General features: G+C 38.4%; 13 protein-coding genes, 1 rRNA gene and 1 pseudogene. 8 read left to right on the top strand and 7 right to left on the bottom strand.

Features of this window, described 5'->3' with window-relative positions:
* The 5 genes from F596_RS0109180 to F596_RS0109160 all read right to left on the bottom strand — a co-directional run.
* Positions 1 to 247 (bottom strand): 16S ribosomal RNA (locus F596_RS0109180); the annotation flags it as partial.
* A 413-nt stretch (positions 248 to 660) separates the two neighbouring features.
* The gene (trmB, locus tag F596_RS0109175) at positions 661 to 1,458 is read right to left on the bottom strand and encodes a tRNA (guanosine(46)-N7)-methyltransferase TrmB (RefSeq protein WP_019036724.1); all 798 of its coding nucleotides are present in this window, start codon (positions 1,456 to 1,458) and stop codon (positions 661 to 663) included.
* Positions 1,459 to 1,547: 89 nt separating this feature from the next.
* Complete coding sequence (gene rmuC / locus F596_RS0109170) at positions 1,548 to 2,948, bottom strand: DNA recombination protein RmuC (RefSeq protein WP_019036723.1); 1,401 nt, start codon at positions 2,946 to 2,948, stop codon at positions 1,548 to 1,550.
* A gap of 24 nt (positions 2,949 to 2,972) precedes the next feature.
* Complete coding sequence (locus tag F596_RS0109165) at positions 2,973 to 5,453, bottom strand: bifunctional UDP-N-acetylmuramoyl-tripeptide:D-alanyl-D-alanine ligase/alanine racemase (RefSeq protein ID WP_019036722.1); 2,481 nt, start codon at positions 5,451 to 5,453, stop codon at positions 2,973 to 2,975.
* Positions 5,454 to 5,559: 106 nt separating this feature from the next.
* The gene (locus tag F596_RS0109160) at positions 5,560 to 5,988 is read right to left on the bottom strand and encodes a Fur family transcriptional regulator (protein ID WP_019036721.1); all 429 of its coding nucleotides are present in this window, start codon (positions 5,986 to 5,988) and stop codon (positions 5,560 to 5,562) included.
* Positions 5,989 to 6,436: 448 nt separating this feature from the next.
* On the opposite strand from F596_RS0109160, the gene purB reads away from it, so the two are divergent.
* The 7 genes and pseudogenes from purB (at position 6,437) to F596_RS0109120 (ending at position 13,579) form a co-directional block, all read left to right on the top strand.
* The gene (gene purB / locus F596_RS0109150) at positions 6,437 to 7,783 is read left to right on the top strand and encodes an adenylosuccinate lyase (protein WP_019036720.1); all 1,347 of its coding nucleotides are present in this window, start codon (positions 6,437 to 6,439) and stop codon (positions 7,781 to 7,783) included.
* A 104-nt stretch (positions 7,784 to 7,887) separates the two neighbouring features.
* Complete coding sequence (locus F596_RS0109145; RefSeq protein ID WP_019036719.1) at positions 7,888 to 9,474, top strand: pseudouridine synthase; 1,587 nt, start codon at positions 7,888 to 7,890, stop codon at positions 9,472 to 9,474.
* 96 nt (positions 9,475 to 9,570) lie between these two features.
* A complete protein-coding gene (gene asnS / locus F596_RS0109140) occupies positions 9,571 to 10,962 on the top strand; it encodes an asparagine--tRNA ligase (RefSeq protein WP_019036718.1) in 1,392 nt (463 codons plus the stop codon).
* 267 nt (positions 10,963 to 11,229) lie between these two features.
* Positions 11,230 to 12,268: pseudogene (locus F596_RS0109135) on the top strand (IS1380 family transposase).
* Positions 12,269 to 12,537: 269 nt separating this feature from the next.
* On the top strand, positions 12,538 to 12,840 hold the full coding sequence (locus tag F596_RS0109130) for a CD225/dispanin family protein (protein WP_019036716.1): 303 nt from the start codon (positions 12,538 to 12,540) through the stop codon (positions 12,838 to 12,840).
* Positions 12,841 to 12,845: 5 nt separating this feature from the next.
* Positions 12,846 to 13,229, top strand: coding sequence for a DUF2752 domain-containing protein (locus F596_RS0109125; protein ID WP_019036715.1), 384 nt, complete (start codon positions 12,846 to 12,848; stop codon positions 13,227 to 13,229).
* An 11-nt stretch (positions 13,230 to 13,240) separates the two neighbouring features.
* Entirely contained in the window at positions 13,241 to 13,579 is a 339-nt protein-coding gene (locus F596_RS0109120; RefSeq protein ID WP_019036714.1) for a TM2 domain-containing protein, read from the top strand.
* Between the two features lie 128 nt (positions 13,580 to 13,707).
* On the opposite strand, the gene F596_RS0109115 is transcribed toward F596_RS0109120, so the two are convergent.
* Both F596_RS0109115 and F596_RS0109110 read right to left on the bottom strand, forming a co-directional pair.
* Positions 13,708 to 14,748 (bottom strand): DHH family phosphoesterase, encoded by a 1,041-nt coding sequence (locus tag F596_RS0109115; RefSeq protein WP_008448556.1) that lies wholly within the window; start codon positions 14,746 to 14,748, stop codon positions 13,708 to 13,710.
* 68 nt (positions 14,749 to 14,816) lie between these two features.
* Positions 14,817 to 15,728 carry a glycosyltransferase family protein gene (locus tag F596_RS0109110; protein ID WP_019036713.1) on the bottom strand — a complete coding sequence of 304 codons (912 nt, stop codon included), beginning with the start codon at positions 15,726 to 15,728 and terminating at the stop codon, positions 14,817 to 14,819.
* Between the two features lie 272 nt (positions 15,729 to 16,000).
* Between F596_RS0109110 and F596_RS12320 the strand changes: the two genes are divergently transcribed.
* Positions 16,001 to 16,088: IS1/IS1595 family N-terminal zinc-binding domain-containing protein (locus F596_RS12320; protein WP_428829174.1), on the top strand; the 88-nt coding region annotated here is incomplete at its 3' end.

The following is a 16,088-nucleotide window of genomic DNA, read 5'->3' as shown; positions in this document are numbered from 1 at the left end:
CAGACGCATCCCCATCCAATACCGATAAATCTTTCGTCGAAATCTCAGGCGATCAAACGACTACATAGGGCATTAGGCCAACTTTCGCTGGGTTATTCCCTAGTAATGGGTAGGTTGGATACGCGTTACTCACCCGTGCGCCGGTCGCCATCATAAATTGCAAGCAATCTATATGCTGCCCCTCGACTTGCATGTGTTAAGCCTATAGCTAGCGTTCATCCTGAGCCAGGATCAAACTCTCCATTGTAAAATCTTTTTTAATGATGGTTATATATACAATATAACCAAGTTTGTATCTTTTGCTCGAATGTATCCTAATCTATTAAAGTATCAAGTGAAAAAAAAACACCTCGTAAATCAACGGTTCGTTTCTTTTACCTATTACATATAAATACGTAATATGCTTCTTGTACTACTTTGTCTGTTTATATAAATCTTTCAAAGAACTCTTTCGTTAGCTTATTACCTAAGGAAACTTGTCCTTATTTCGTAAAAGCGAGTGCAAAGGTATATACTTTTTCTTAAACTAACAAATTATTATAAGAAAAAAACTAAGAAAATTTTGAAAAGAAACTCTTTTTGAAAAGTATAAGAGGACTACACATTATATATATAGCAATAATCAAAAGAATTTCCTATACTTTTCTTATTACATTCCTTTTACTTGCTTTTTTCTAGCCCACTCCGTTTAAAACGCTTATAAGAACGATACTCATCAAGCTCTATTTCGATATTAGGTTCTATAAGCGAAACGTTATGAGGAAGAGTAAACTTCATATACTTTATGTTTAAACCTCGTTCTATCCACTGCTTCTCATAATAGGTATGGATAGATAGTATTTCTAAGGTTTTATCATCTATCTTTTCTTCAGCCTCAGCCTTTTCGTTATGCTCATTACCATAAAGATCTTCGGTGCGATAAAGCACAGGAAGGTTATTTGAACTTACCATGTAAGTAGTATATGTAAAAAGGAAGTTAGAATCGGTCTTTAGGTGTACAATCCCTCCATCTACCAAAAACTGCTTATAACGATTCATAAAAAAGGTAGACGTGAGCCGCTTATGTACGTTTTTCATCTGTGGATCAGAAAAAGTAAGCCAAATTTCCTGCACTTCATCTTTAGCAAAAAATCTATCAATAAACTCTATACTTGTACGCAAGAAGGCTACATTGTCCAGCTCTTGCTCTAAGGCTTGTTTAGCTCCGGTATATATGCGTGCCCCTTTAATATCCACTCCTATAAAATTAATTTCAGGATATTTACAAGCTAACCCTACTGTATATTCTCCCTTTCCACAACCCAACTCTAAAACTATAGGATTATCATTATGGAAATATTGCTCGCGCCATTTACCTTTCATATCAAATGCGCCCTGACTAATCACACTAAAAGGGCATTGGAACACATTCTTAAAAGTCTCTAACGCTGCAAACTTTTCTAATTTTCCTTTACTCATGCTACAAAGATAATATTATTAATTAAGAAAAAAATATTATAACCCCACTCTATATTGCTATTTCTCACATCAAAGAAACCTTAATCTTTTCACCCTTCTATGCTTAAAGGATTTTCTTTTTTAGGGGTTATTCCCAGTGTTTTTAGTGTTTCCAGCTTTCTAACAACATTTCCTTTACCAGAGTTTAGCTGTCCTTTTGCTTTCTCGTAACGTGTCTTTAGCTGCTCTATACCTGTACCTATACTTATGAAAGTTTCGGCAAAAAGAGCAAACTTATCATAGAGATCATTCGACTGACGTAAAATCTCTTCTACATTTTTATTTAACCTATAGTTTTGCCACATGGTATGTGTGAGCTGAAGTGCCATAAGCAAATTACTTGGCGATAAGATGATAATATGCTTACGATAAGCATACTGAAGGATAGAAGGGTCAGTCTTTATAGCTGCCGAATATCCGCTTTCATAAGGCACAAACATTAAAACATACCCTATGCAGCCAGACACTAACACGTCATAATTCTTCGCAGCAAGCTCATCTACATGTGCCTTAACAGACTTTACGTGCTCTTTAAGATACCTTTCCTGCTCTTCCTTATTATCAGCCTTTATTGCCTCTTGGTATGCCGTGAGAGATACTTTCGCATCTATCACCGCCCGCTCATTATTAGGAAAAGCTATAATAGCATCAGGACGATAGTTGTTACCCTCTTCGTCCTTTACATTTTCCTGAAGAAAATATTGCTCGTTCTTCTTCAATCCGCAGTCCTCTAAAGTGCGTTCAAGAATCATCTCCCCCCAATCGCCTTGCATTTTAGAATCGCCTTTCAACGCTTTAGTGAGAGAAGCTGCATCGTTTCCTATACTCTCGGTTTGCTTTTTAAGCTCTTCCACTGCTCTTTGCTGGTCTTCGCGCAACATCTCTATATTATGTCTTTGCCCTTCCTGTAAACGCTTTATCGACTCCTCAAACACTGTACGAAGCTCCGTCTTAGTAGCTTCGCTTTCTTTATTACTTGTAGTAACGGTCTTACTAAACATCTCTAAACGCTCTTTTAGCGGATTAAGCACACTCTCTAAGCGTTCCTTGTCGGCAGAATTGAGCTTGTTCTGATGTTCTGTAAGCATTTTCTCTCCCATGTTACGCACCTCTTCTTGTAAGAGCTTTAGCTTATTAGCATTTTCCTTTTGCAGCTCTTCCCTTAAAAGAGCAGAGTGTGCTTGCTCTTGTTTTACACGCTCCTGAGCAGAGGCTTTTAACATGTTAATATTATTTTCTGCTGTTACCTGCTCTTGATTTAATCGCTCTTCAAAATACCTTTGCTGACTTTCCAGCCTTTCTTTTCCACTCTTTCGCTCCATCTCTAACTGGTTTGCAGCCAAAGACAAGTCTGCCTTTACTTTCCCTAACTCTTTTGTGTGGTACACTTTAAGGATAAGGTACATCACTAATGCTCCTAAAAAGAAGGCTAAAACATAAAATATCAGCATAAAGAAAAAATCTAAATATACACGTTAATCTTGAAAATAAACTCTTTTTACACGATTGCTAACATTGGTAAGCACCTCATAGGGTATAGTATCGAGTATATCACTAAGCACTGTTACAGGAAGGTTTTTACCAAATATTTCCACCTGATCTCCTTCTTTACAATCTATCCCTGTTACATCTATCATAGCCACATCCATACATATATTGCCCACATACTCTGCTTTCTTACCATTTACTAAACAATAGCCACGCCTGTTACCAAGATGCCTATTCAAACCGTCGGCATAACCTATTGGAATGGCTGCTATCATGCTATCATGACTAATAACCCCTTTGCGTGAATAACCCACGGTATCGCCTTTGGGAACATTACGTATCTGTAAAATAGTGGTTTTAAGCTCTGAGATAGTATTAAAACACTTGTTGCTACGGGGATTGATACCATAAAGACCTAAGCCTAACCTGCACATATCCATTTGTCTGTAAGGGAAATGCTCTATGCCTGCAGAGTTGTCCATATGGAAAAGTATCTTATGTGGAAAAGCTCCCTGCAGCTTATCTGCCCCCTGCTTAAACAAAGCAAACTGCTGTGAAGAGAAATCGTCAAAACTATCGCTGTCAGAGCCTACAAAATGGGAGAAAACAGAACGTGGTATTATAGCACTTTGCCTTTGTAAGCGATGAATAAGCTCGTCTATATCCTTCACTGGGTCGAAGCCTAAACGATGCATACCCGTATCTATCTTTATATGAACAGGAAAACCTGTAATACCCTCTTTCTCGGCTGCTTTTATCAAAGCCTCTAACAAACGAAAGCTATATACCTCTGGCTCAAGGTCGAAATCGAAGAGAGTTTTAAACGAAGACATCTCCGGATTCATTATCATTACGTTGTTAGTAATGCCGTTCTTACGCAGGGTAACTCCCTCATCAGCCACCGCTACGGCAAGATAGTCTACACGATGATCCTGTAAGGTCTTGGCTATCTCTACCGAGCCTGCTCCGTATGCATCGGCTTTTATCATACAAACAAGTTTTGTCTGGGGCTTCATCAAAGAGCGATACCTGTTTAGATTATCTACAATAGCATTTAGATTTACCTCTAAAACTGTTTCATGCACCTTGTTTACAAGCATCTCCGTAAGCTGTTCAAAACCAAAGCAGCGAGCACCTTTTAATAAAATCACCTCGTCGTGCATCTGCCTAAAAACATCACTACTTAGAAATCCTCCCACTGTGGCAAAGAAACACCTATCCTTAATATTATCAAAAGCCTTACGATGGCAGATAAGCGTTTCGCCTATGCCGACAAACTTTTCCACACCTCTTTTTTCTGCTAATGAGGCTACACGCCTGTAAAGAGCCTCATCGTCTTCTGCACTTTGAAGAATATCGCTCAGCACTAATGTGCGTTTACGACCTTTATGGTCTGGCCTGCGATTCATAAAATCGAGTGCTATATCGAGCGAGTTGATATCAGAATTGTACGAATCGTTAATAAGCGTGCAGCCACGTTGCCCCTCTTTTACCTCAAGGCGCATTGCTACAGGTTCTAAAAGAGGCATACGAGCCTTTAAAACTTCTTTTTTAATACCTAAATATAGGCATAAAGCCAGGCAGGTAACAGAATCGTCTATACTGGCATCGTCTATAAAAGGAATGGTATAACTATCTTCCTTCTCTTGTGTCCATATATAAGTAATGGTAGTGGAAAGCTCCGACTTTTTTATATCTTTTATAAACAAGCTAACACTGGTGTCTTTTACCGACCAGCCTAACTTCTTACCTTTAAAAGAAAAAGTATCTACACAGCTTCTTATCAGCTTGTCATCATAAGGATATACCAACGCATCAACATCAGTAAATAAGCGTAGCTTTTCCCGGCATTTCTCTTCCATGCTCACAAAATTCTCTTGATGAGCATCACCAAGACTCGTCAGCACACCTATCGTGGGCTTAATAATGTTGCGAAGCACCTCCATCTCACCCTTTTTGCTAATGCCTGCCTCAAATATGCCCACCTGCGTTTGCTCATTAAGCAGCCATACCGACAAAGGCACACCTATCTGCGAGTTATAACTGCGAGGAGAGCGGGTAACTCTCTTTGAAAGCGAAAGCAACTGGTATAACCACTCTTTTACTACCGTCTTACCATTAGAACCCGTAACCCCTACTACAGGGATATGAAACTCGTCTCTATGACAGGCTGCCAAACGCTGCAAAGCCCTCTTAGAAGAAGATACCTTTAAGAAGCTGGCTTGACTATAGAGCTTTTCCCACTCACAAGGAAGCTCCTCTACCACAAAGAAACGAACACCACGAGCATAAAGCTCCGAAATATAATTATGACCATCGCCACGCTCTGTTCTTAAAGAAAAAAACAATGTTTCTTCAGGGAAACAAAGCGAACGGCTGTCCGTTAATAAAAAACTAACACTTCCCTCTCTCCCACCATATATCTCTACTCCTAACAAAGAAGCTATTTTCTCTATACTATAACTCATTTCTGTTACAATTATACTTTTCTCTTTACACCTGCCTCTATCACTAAGACAAGTATTAACGTGTGCAAAGGTAATGAAAATATAAAATTGCCAATATAAGTAATACTTATTTTTTAGTTTTCTTCGCACACTGCGGACAAACTCCCCTTACCACATAGTTAGCCCCCGTTACCTCAAAACCTGCGGGAATATTAACCTCCGGAACAGGCACATTATACAAACAAAAAGTGTGCTGGCAATATTCACAATAAAAATGTACATGCACATCATCGTCCTTGTCGCTATTATGACGCAAACACAGCTCATATGCCGTCATACCATTCTCCTGCTGTAGCTGATGCACTAAATGGTGCTTTTTAAACAAGGTTAGGGAACGGAAAATATTCGATTTGTCTATAGTATGCAAGCGATGCTCAAAATCTTTTATCGACAAAGGCTCATTACTCTTTGATAAGGTCTGGGCTATGAGTATCCTATTGGCTGTAACACGAATATTATGAGCTGATAATAAACTTTCTATATCCTCCTTTTCCATATACAACATTTGGTTTATAAAAAAGCACTCTTTCCTCTATATAGAAGGAAAAAGACGCTCTTAAATACTACAAAAAGTAAAATAAAACACTGCAAATATAATATAAAACTTTAAAAAACAATAGAAAATAAAAAAATAATGATAGATAAAAACTCACAAAACGCACCACTTATACATCATAAAAGACAAGATTTATAACACTAATGAAAGATGTGTTACTGTAAAAAATAAATTATTTTTGATTCATTTTTAATCTATTTTTGTTATAAAAATAATTTATTTTTATTTATTATAGATGACCTTTATCACTGCTTTTACACATGTTTTACGTCTTAAGATGTCACCCATAATATGTTTTATCTATGCTTTTTTAGAAAAAATATTGGTGTTTTATGACTTTTATCACAAAAAAATGATTAATTTTGCGGATATGAAAAATTAAACGGATATGGATCTTGAGGTACTAACTGCAGTATCACCCATAGATGGTAGATACAGAAACAAAACAGAACAACTATCTAAGTATTTCTCTGAATATGCTCTCATACGCTATAGAGTGCGTGTAGAAATAGAGTATTTTATAGCTTTATGCGAAATGCCGCTACCCCAGCTAAAGAGTTTTGATAATACTCTTTTTGATACTTTGCGCGACATTTATCGCAATTTTACCCTTTCTCAAGCACAGCGTGTAAAAGACATAGAGAGCAAAACTAATCACGACGTAAAGGCTGTTGAATATTTTATAAAAGAAGAGTTTGACAAAATAGGTGGATTAGAAGTTTATAAAGAATTTATCCATTTTGGTTTGACCTCACAAGACATTAATAACACCAGTGTACCCCTATCTGTAAAAGAAGCTCTTGAGCAGGTATACTATCCCCTTGTGGAGGAATTAATAGCTCAAACAGAAGCCTACGCCAAAGAATGGAAAGATGTGCCCATGCTTGCAAAGACACATGGGCAGCCTGCATCGCCTACACGCTTAGGAAAAGAGATAGAGGTTTTTGCCTATAGGCTTAAAGAGCAGCTATCTACGCTAAAGAGTTGCAAGCACACAGCTAAGTTTGGCGGTGCTACTGGCAATTTTAACGCACATCACGTAGCATATCCTGCCTACGACTGGAAGGCTTTTGCCGACAAGTTTGTAAGCCAAAAGCTATCCTTAGAGCGTGAAAAGCTTACCACACAGATAAGCAATTACGACCACTTGGGCAGCATCTTTGATGCCATAAAGCGTATAAACACCATTATTATAGACCTTGACAGAGATATGTGGCTATATATCTCTATGGAATATTTTAAGCAAAAGATAAAGGCAGGCGAGGTGGGTTCCAGTGCTATGCCACATAAAGTAAACCCTATAGACTTTGAGAACAGTGAGGGTAACCTCGGTTTGTCTAACGCCATATTAGAGTTTATTGCACAGAAGCTGCCAGTGAGCAGGCTACAACGCGACCTTACCGACTCTACCGTCTTACGAAATATAGGCGTACCCCTTGGTCATAGCCTCATAGCCATTCAGAGTACGCTTAAAGGGCTACGAAAGCTTATCCTCAATAAGGAAAAGATAGAAGAGGACCTCGACAACACATGGGCTGTTGTGGCTGAAGCTATACAAACCATATTGCGCCGTGAGGCTTATCCTAACCCTTATGAGGCTTTAAAAAAGCTCACACGCACTAACACAAAGATGACCGCAGAAACCATACACCATTTTATAGATACGTTAGACGTTAATGAAGAGGTGAAAGAAGAGCTAAGAGCCATAACACCTCACAACTATACAGGCTTATAAGATAAAAGCACAACAAAACATAAAAAACAAAATATCACAACAAAAAACAAGTAAAACAAAGTAATGAGCCGGGAGGCACTTTTAAAAGCAACAAAAGAAATACTATGGTAGAAGAATTTGAGAAAGATGATGCTCGTAAAGAGAAAGAAGAAGTAAGCCGAGAAGGCTACTCTGCAACAGAACAAAGCAATTACAGTAAAGGTAATCAGCCTGCATCTCAGGGAAGACCACAACGCCCACGTATCCATTCGCAGCGTGCTTATAGTTCCAGCAATATTAAAGAACAGCCTATGGGAGGCTTCCGCCCCGAAGGGTTTGGCGCGGCTTTAAGCTCTGCAAGCGGCGATCACGAGGCGAGGCGAGGAGGTTACCGCCCACGCTATAGCAACAGCTATGGTGGAGGCTATCAGCAGCGTGAGGGCTACCACGCACAAGGTCAAGGCTCATACCGCCCACGCTACAGTGCTAACGACGGTGATACCCAAAACCAAGCAGGCTATCAGCAGCGTGATGGTGGTTATCAGCAGCGCAGAAGCTATCAGGCGCAGGGAGGTTATCAGCCCCGCCAGCAAGGCTCATACCGCCCACGCTATAACAGTAACGGCGAGAATGGCTATCAGCAGGCAGACGCTTACCGCCCACGATACAGCTCTCACCAACAAGCAGAAGACGGATTTGACGGAAAGTACCAGCAGAGCGAAGGCGGATATAACAGCTCCCGCGGCGGGTACCAACAGCGTTATGGAAGCTATACACAGCCTCGCCAAAACGGATATAATAACCACGGCGGCTATCAGCAGGGGCAAACCTCTTACAGAGGTCATGGCGGATATAACAACTCACGCCGCAGCTATGGGCAACAAAGCAGCTATAGCCAGGGACGTTATCGCCAGCGTACAGCCGACTATGACCCTAACGCAAAATATTCGCTAAAGAAACGCATAGAATATAGCGAAGAGCACACCGACCCTACAGAGCCTTTGCGCTTAAACAAATATCTTGCTAACGCAGGGGTATGCTCACGCCGAGAGGCTGACAACTACATTTCTTCTGGGCAAATAACGGTAAATGGTGAGGTAGTAACCGAACTGGGAACTAAGATTCTACGCACTGACGAGGTAAAGTTTAAGGGGCAAACAGTGTCGTTAGAAAAGAAAGTATATCTACTTCTTAACAAGCCTAAGGACTATGTTACCACAAGCGACGACCCACAACAGCGTAAAAAGGTGGTAGACCTCGTTAAAGACGCATGCCCTGAGCGCATTTATCCCGTTGGGCGTCTTGACCGTAACACCACAGGAGTATTACTATTTACTAACGATGGCGACCTTGCAAGCAAGCTCACCCACCCTAAGTTTTTAAAGAAAAAAGTATATCACGTCTTCCTCGACAAGCCCGTTGCTGCCAACGACCTTCAGAAAATAGCAGAAGGAATAATGCTTGAAGACGGCGAGATAAAGGCAGACGCCATAGAATATGCTTCCCCTGACGACCTATCACAGGTAGGCATAGAGATACATAGCGGAAAGAACCGCATTGTACGCCGTATCTTTGAGAGCTTAGGCTATAGAGTGGTAAAGCTCGACCGCGTAATGTTTGCCGGGCTAACCAAAAAGAATGTTAGGCGTGGCGACTGGCGTTTCCTCACACAGAAAGAGGTGGAAATGCTGCGTATGGGAGCTTTCGAATAATAAGAAAAACTATTCATCTGGTGATATTTCCTTATATCACCAGACTTTTTACATATGCAGCTAAGCTGCAACATATCACTACACATTATAACATAAATGAAAAGAACTAAAATAGTAGATGCTTTATCCTGTACCAATTTTGGAAAAGATATTGTAGTAAAAGGATGGGTTAGGTCTCATCGTAGTAGTAAGGCTGTCGACTTTATAGCACTTAACGATGGCTCTACTATTAAGAACATACAAGTGGTAGTAAACCCCTCGTCTGTAGATGAGGAAACCTTAAAAAGTATTACTACCGGAGCTTGCATTAGCGTTACAGGCACTTTGGTGGAAAGCATGGGAAAGGGGCAAACCTCAGAAGTGCAATGCAAAGACATTGAGGTATACGGAACTTGTCCCAGCGACTACCCTATGCAAAAGAAAGGACAGAGTTTTGAGTATATGCGTAAATACGGACATATGCGCCTACGCACAAATACCTTCGGAGCAGTGTTCAGAATACGCCATAACATGGCTATAGCTATACATCGCTATTTTCATGAGCATGGCTTCTATTATTTCCACACACCACTCATAACAGGGAGCGACGCCGAAGGAGCTGGTAACATGTTTCAGGTTACTACATTAGACTTAGACCGTATAGCTAAAAGCGGTAAGGTGGAATATGAACAAGACTTTTTTGGAAAGCGCACACATCTCACAGTATCAGGACAGCTTGAAGGAGAGCTCGGAGCTACTGCCTTAGGAGCTATATACACCTTTGGTCCTACCTTTAGAGCTGAAAACTCTAATACGCCACGCCACTTAGCAGAGTTCTGGATGGTAGAGCCAGAAGTGGCTTTCATAGACCTTCCCGAGCTAATGGATCTTGAAGAGGACTTCATAAAATACTGCGTGCGCTGGGCTTTAGAACACTGTAAAGACGATCTCGACTTCCTTAACAAGATGATAGACCACACCTTAATAGACCGCTTAGAGGGAGTTTTAAAGGAAGACTTTGTACGCCTGTCGTACACCGAGGGCTTTAACATCTTAAAAGAAGCACAAGAGAAGGGTGTTAAGTTTGAATTTCCCGTTACCACATGGGGCATGGATCTTAGCAGCGAGCATGAACGCTACCTTGTAGAAGACCATTTTAAACGCCCAGTAATAATGAGCAATTACCCTGCCGAAATAAAGTCGTTCTACATGAAAAAGAACGAAGACGGCAAGACTATGCAGGGCACAGACGTACTCTTCCCACGCATAGGCGAGATAATAGGAGGCTCTATACGTGAAGAAAGCTACGATAAGCTGTTACAAGAAATAGAGCAGCGAGGCATGAAAGCAGAGCAATACTCATGGTATCTTGACACCCGTAAGTATGGCACTTGCCCACATGGCGGTTTCGGACTGGGCTTTGAGCGCCTCATACTCTTCGTTACAGGTATGCAAAACATACGCGACGTGATACCTTTTGCACGTACACCAAAGAACGCAGAGTTTTAAAAAAACTCTTCAGAAAACAAGTAAAGGGCTAAAATCCAATACAGGATATTAGCCCTTTACTATTATTATTTGCTAAAAAGAATATTTCCCTTACATGTAATCCTTATATGAAACTACAATAAAATAAATATACCTTAATTCCGCAACACTATTATAAATTAAACTTTTTAAGTAACTGAGCAACAAAAAGTTGCTCAGAATTTTACCATGTCATAATTTTCACTTATTTTAGTGTTGCAAAAAAAACAAGAAAATCCGACGATAGACATGGCGAAGATACAAATTAAACCTGAGAGACTCACTCCTTTTGGGGGGTTATTTTCAATCATAGAGCAATCAGATACGGGTAAGACCTACAATTTCAATACGGCTGACACTCTCAATACTTTATTGCTCAATTGTATATTTGCATCTGGCCAACTGAAAGAGGGTGAGATATATGATGCTTATTTCGACCACCAGTTCATAGAGACAGAGAAGTATGATGTAAAGCCTACGTACAAGAAGTTCCTTGGTTATCGCCCTGGAGTGGCGGTTATTGGCAATTTGATAGTCGGTATAGAGAATAACGATGGTAACACAAATGTTCGTTTCCATCAGAAGGACACGCTGAAGAGATTCTTTGAGAGATTTGAACAGAATAGGCTCACTATCAATCGCTTCAGGGCTGATTGTAGATCATGTTCCGAGGAAATCGTGGAGGAAATAGAAAAACACTGCAAGTCCTTCTATATCCGTGCTAACCGCTGCAGTTCGATCTACAATGATACCTTTGCTCTCAAAGGCTGGAAAACTGAGGAAATCAATGGCATTGAGTTTGAATTGAACTCTATCCTTGTTGAGAAGTGGAAAGGTAAGACATATCGACTTGTGATTCAAAGACAGAAACAGATGGATGGTGTGCAGGATTTTTGAGAAGGAGAATACACATACCGTTGTATCCTGACTAACGACTATGATTCTTCCGTAAGAGAAATTGTCGAGTTCTATAACCTTTGTGGCGGAAAAAAAACGTATCTTCGATGATATGAACAATGGTTTCGGGTGGGACAGATTGTCTAAATCCTTCATGGCAGAGAACACAGTGTTCCTTCTTCTTACAGCACTTATCCGTAACTTTTAAGGCCAGTATTCAAAGACTTGACGTAAAGAAGTTCGGACTCAATGCAACAAGTCGCATAAAAGCGTTTGTCTTCAAGTTTAGCTCTGTACCAGCCAAGTGAATCAGGACATCAAGGCAATATGTGCTGAATATCTATACCTGTAATAATGCCTACGCAGATTTTTCCAAACTGATTTTGGATAATACATACAACTTATGGGAATGATATTGTGTATTGCCTCAAGTCACATTGTGGGGTAAGGGGATATTGCAGGCAGAAGTTGGTGCTTCAAGTTCAAATTATCTGCAAATTCAGTAATGAGAGGACGTGTAAACGCAATAAGGACGTTCAAGGGCTTAGTTGCGGATTTTAGGGTATAGTATTATTTTCTGTAAAAAATATCTCATTTTGTTTGCTGATTGTTATAAAAGTGATTATTTTTGCAAATAATTACTTTTAAAAATAAAATTCAATGGATTATAGTTTTGATAATAAGCAAGAGTTTGTGGGAACATCTTTAAATGATAACTCTACAAATAGTATTCCTCCCAAAAATAATTTAGCTTTAGCTATTTTTACAACAGCATGCTGCTGCTTACCATTGGGTATTTATGCAATCATTCTTTCAAACAAGGTTAATACTTGTTTTTCTTTGGGGCAATATGAAGCAGCAGAGAGATATGCCAACGATGCAAAGAAATGGAGTGTAATAGGTATAATTGTAGGTTTGATTTGTCAAATTATTTATGCAAGTATATTTTTATTAAATAGATAACAAATTTGATTTTTAAGTATAAGCGTTTAATCTTTATTTGTGTTATATTTGCAGTTATAGGAGGATATTTGTTTCTTGTAAATCCTGTTAGTTATTGGTTTACTCCCAAATGTCCTGTCAAATTGCTTACTGGCTTTAATTGCCCTGCTTGTGGTATACAGCGTTTTTTTCATGCGTTATTACATGGTAATATTATGAAAGCCTTTGCTTATAATTACTATCTGGCTTATACTTTGCCATACATGTCGCTGTTTATAATCTGTTGGGTTATGAAAGAAGGTAAATATAAGAAACGACTTGGTTATATAATAGAGAATAGACATGCTGTATGGTTTTACGTTATTAGTTTTTTTGCATGGTTTATAATTAGGAATATTTTACATATTTAATATATATAGAAATGGATAAAAATCTTATAGAACAACTCATTTTATTTAATAGTGATAAGCTGCCAAGAGAAAGTTTGCCCTATCTTCAAAATATGCTTATAGATATGGATACTCAAATTGTCCAGATGCGTTTTGCTTCTTTTAAAGATCCCATGACAGCTTTATTGATTTCTATTTTTGTTGGAACTTTTGGAGTAGATCGTTTTTATACCGGCGATATAGGGTTAGGCATATTAAAATTTATCACATGTGGAGGTTTTGGTATTTGGTGGCTTTATGATCTTTTTGTAATTATGGATATTGTTCGTAAAAAAAATTATCAAATATTAGCATCTGGTATAAGTTATTAAAATAAATATTACAGCTTTAGTATTGCCGTGAGTATTAAAGCTGTGCTGTAGCTGTTGAATATTTTATGTTCACAAGCTAAGATATAGTTATTTGCGGCTTATACACCCATCTAAAGACTTTTAAATATTTATGGGTTTTGCAATTCATCTTTATAGAAAAGGAGGGCTTTTATTGTTATTTGTTCAGCTTCTTCTATAGAGCAATGAAGTTTGCCTCCAGCTGCATCAGCATGTCCCCCACCATTAAAAAATTTAGTAGCCATAGGTTGGCAATGAAATCCGTTTGATGATCGAAGACTTACAAGCACAAGGTTTGATTTTTCTGTATCTTCACGTAATGAAATGCTTATTTTAAGTCCTTTTATTAGCTGAGGGATATTAACGACTCCCTCTAAATCGCCTTTTGTAAAACGAAACCTTTGAAGATCACCTTTTGTTACTGTAAAATAGCTGGCATGCAAATTTTCTATATAATTCATTTTATTTAAAATGATATGAGAGCGTAGACGCAGAGCTTGCTCTGAATAATTATGAAATACTTTATTATATATCTCATCTTTATCTATGCCCTTTTGTAGAAGCATACTTATTATAGTGAATATTTCTGGACGATTAGAGTTATACGTAAATCCTCCAGTATCGGTCATCATGCCACAATATATACATTCTGCACATGCTTTAGTCATAGCCTCATAACCGCCTAATTGGCAGATAAGATTGAATATTATCTCAGATGTACTAGATAGGTGTGTAAACGAGGCTTTAATAAGATAATTACCTTGTGGATGTAAATGATGATCTATGAGTATGATAGGAGCTTGGCAAGATTCTAATATTGCCTGCATTTCGTCTGTGCGTGAGCTCTGTCCAAAATCGAGGTAGAAAACAAGGTCTGATTTGTTAAAAGCTTCTTTCATTAGTACAGCCTGCTTATCATAGCGTAGAGTATCGTTAAAGCCAGGAAGCCAGTGCAGAAAGTCGGGCGCAGCATCAGGGTAGCAAACTTTTACATTTTGCTTCCCATGCTGTTCCAAAAAGTTTTTCCATGCAAGAGTAGAACCTATGGCATCGCCATCGGGAGATTTATGAGCACAGATAACAATGTTGTTTTTTTTAGAGAGAACTTCTTTTAAAAGAGAAATCTCTTGTTTATTTAATAATTCAAACATCTTATATTAAATAGATAAATAAAATGCTATCATGATTTTCTTATATGTTTTAATGTTCATGATTATAATTAAAATAGCTTATTAGGATAGATGCCTGCTTTTACTAAAGATTGTATTTTTGTTACAACATTTTCGCGGTCTTCAGGGTAGGTTACACCAAACCAAGAACTTGTAGTATCAAGAACTTTTACTGTTGCAGTGTCATCTTTTATAAGTTTATTAACCATTAGAGGGATAAAAAACTCAGATTTTTTGTTTTCTAAATTTTTGGGGTCATTTAAAAAATCTTTAAAATAGCTTTCACTATATTCAAAATAATCAGGAGTAAATCCCCATACATTCATTGAAACAGGAGTATCGTCATCTGTAACAACCCATTTCCCTTCGTCGTCAATATATTGAACTTTCCCTTCTCGACGTTCTATTTTTGTACGCTCTACCACGTCAACAAGGAGCTTTTCAGTGTTAGTTGTGCAAATGCCTCGTGATACAGTTCCATTTTCACTTAAAGTATTGCCTACGCGAAACCCTACCATAGCATATTTGTTTTTAGAATTATTTGGAAGATTTGCTAAAAAGTTTCCAATAACTCTAAAGCTATCTCTGTTATAAAAATCATCACAGTTGATAACGCAAAAAGGCTCTTTAATAACATTTTTAGCCATAAGCACAGCATGGTTAGTACCCCAAGGCTTTTCTCTACCTTCTGGTACAGAATATCCTTCAGGCAGATTATCTATACTTTGGAAGACTATTTCTGTAGGAATATGCCCTTCATATTTAGATAAAACTTTTTTACGGAATTGGTCTTCAAAATCTTTTCGGATTACGAAAACTATCTTGCCGAAACCAGCTTGAATAGCATCATAAATAGAATAATCCATTATTGTCTCACCATTTGGACCTAAACCGTCAAGCTGTTTTAACCCTCCGTAACGGCTGCCCATTCCTGCAGCTAAAAGTAATAATGTTGGTTTCATTTATTTTCTAATTTATATATTGTAATGCAAAGATAAGAAAAAGAAAGGGTAATAGGTTATTTTAGTTATCTTTTTTGACCTATAGCTCATTTTGCAGGATAGAATCCTCCTTAACTACCGATATACACTGGTGTTCTCAGCAATTCAAACGTTTCAGAGATATTTCGACCTTTGAAATCGTTCAATAGCTCATTTTGCAGGATGCAATATAGCTTAATGTTCGATAAACATTAACTTCGCTGGTATTTGAAAAGCCAAAAAGCGAAGTTATAATGAACAAGAAAAAATGCCCAGTGTGTAAGAGTAAACACACCGTGAAAAACGGAGTGCGTTATGGAAAACAACTGTATTTGTGCAAAG

This window comes from Prevotella amnii DSM 23384 = JCM 14753, assembly GCF_000378745.1.
Classification (GTDB): domain Bacteria; phylum Bacteroidota; class Bacteroidia; order Bacteroidales; family Bacteroidaceae; genus Prevotella; species Prevotella amnii.
The sequence above is the reverse complement of the archived record's forward strand: the minus strand, read 5'-3'. Positions and strand labels throughout refer to the sequence as shown.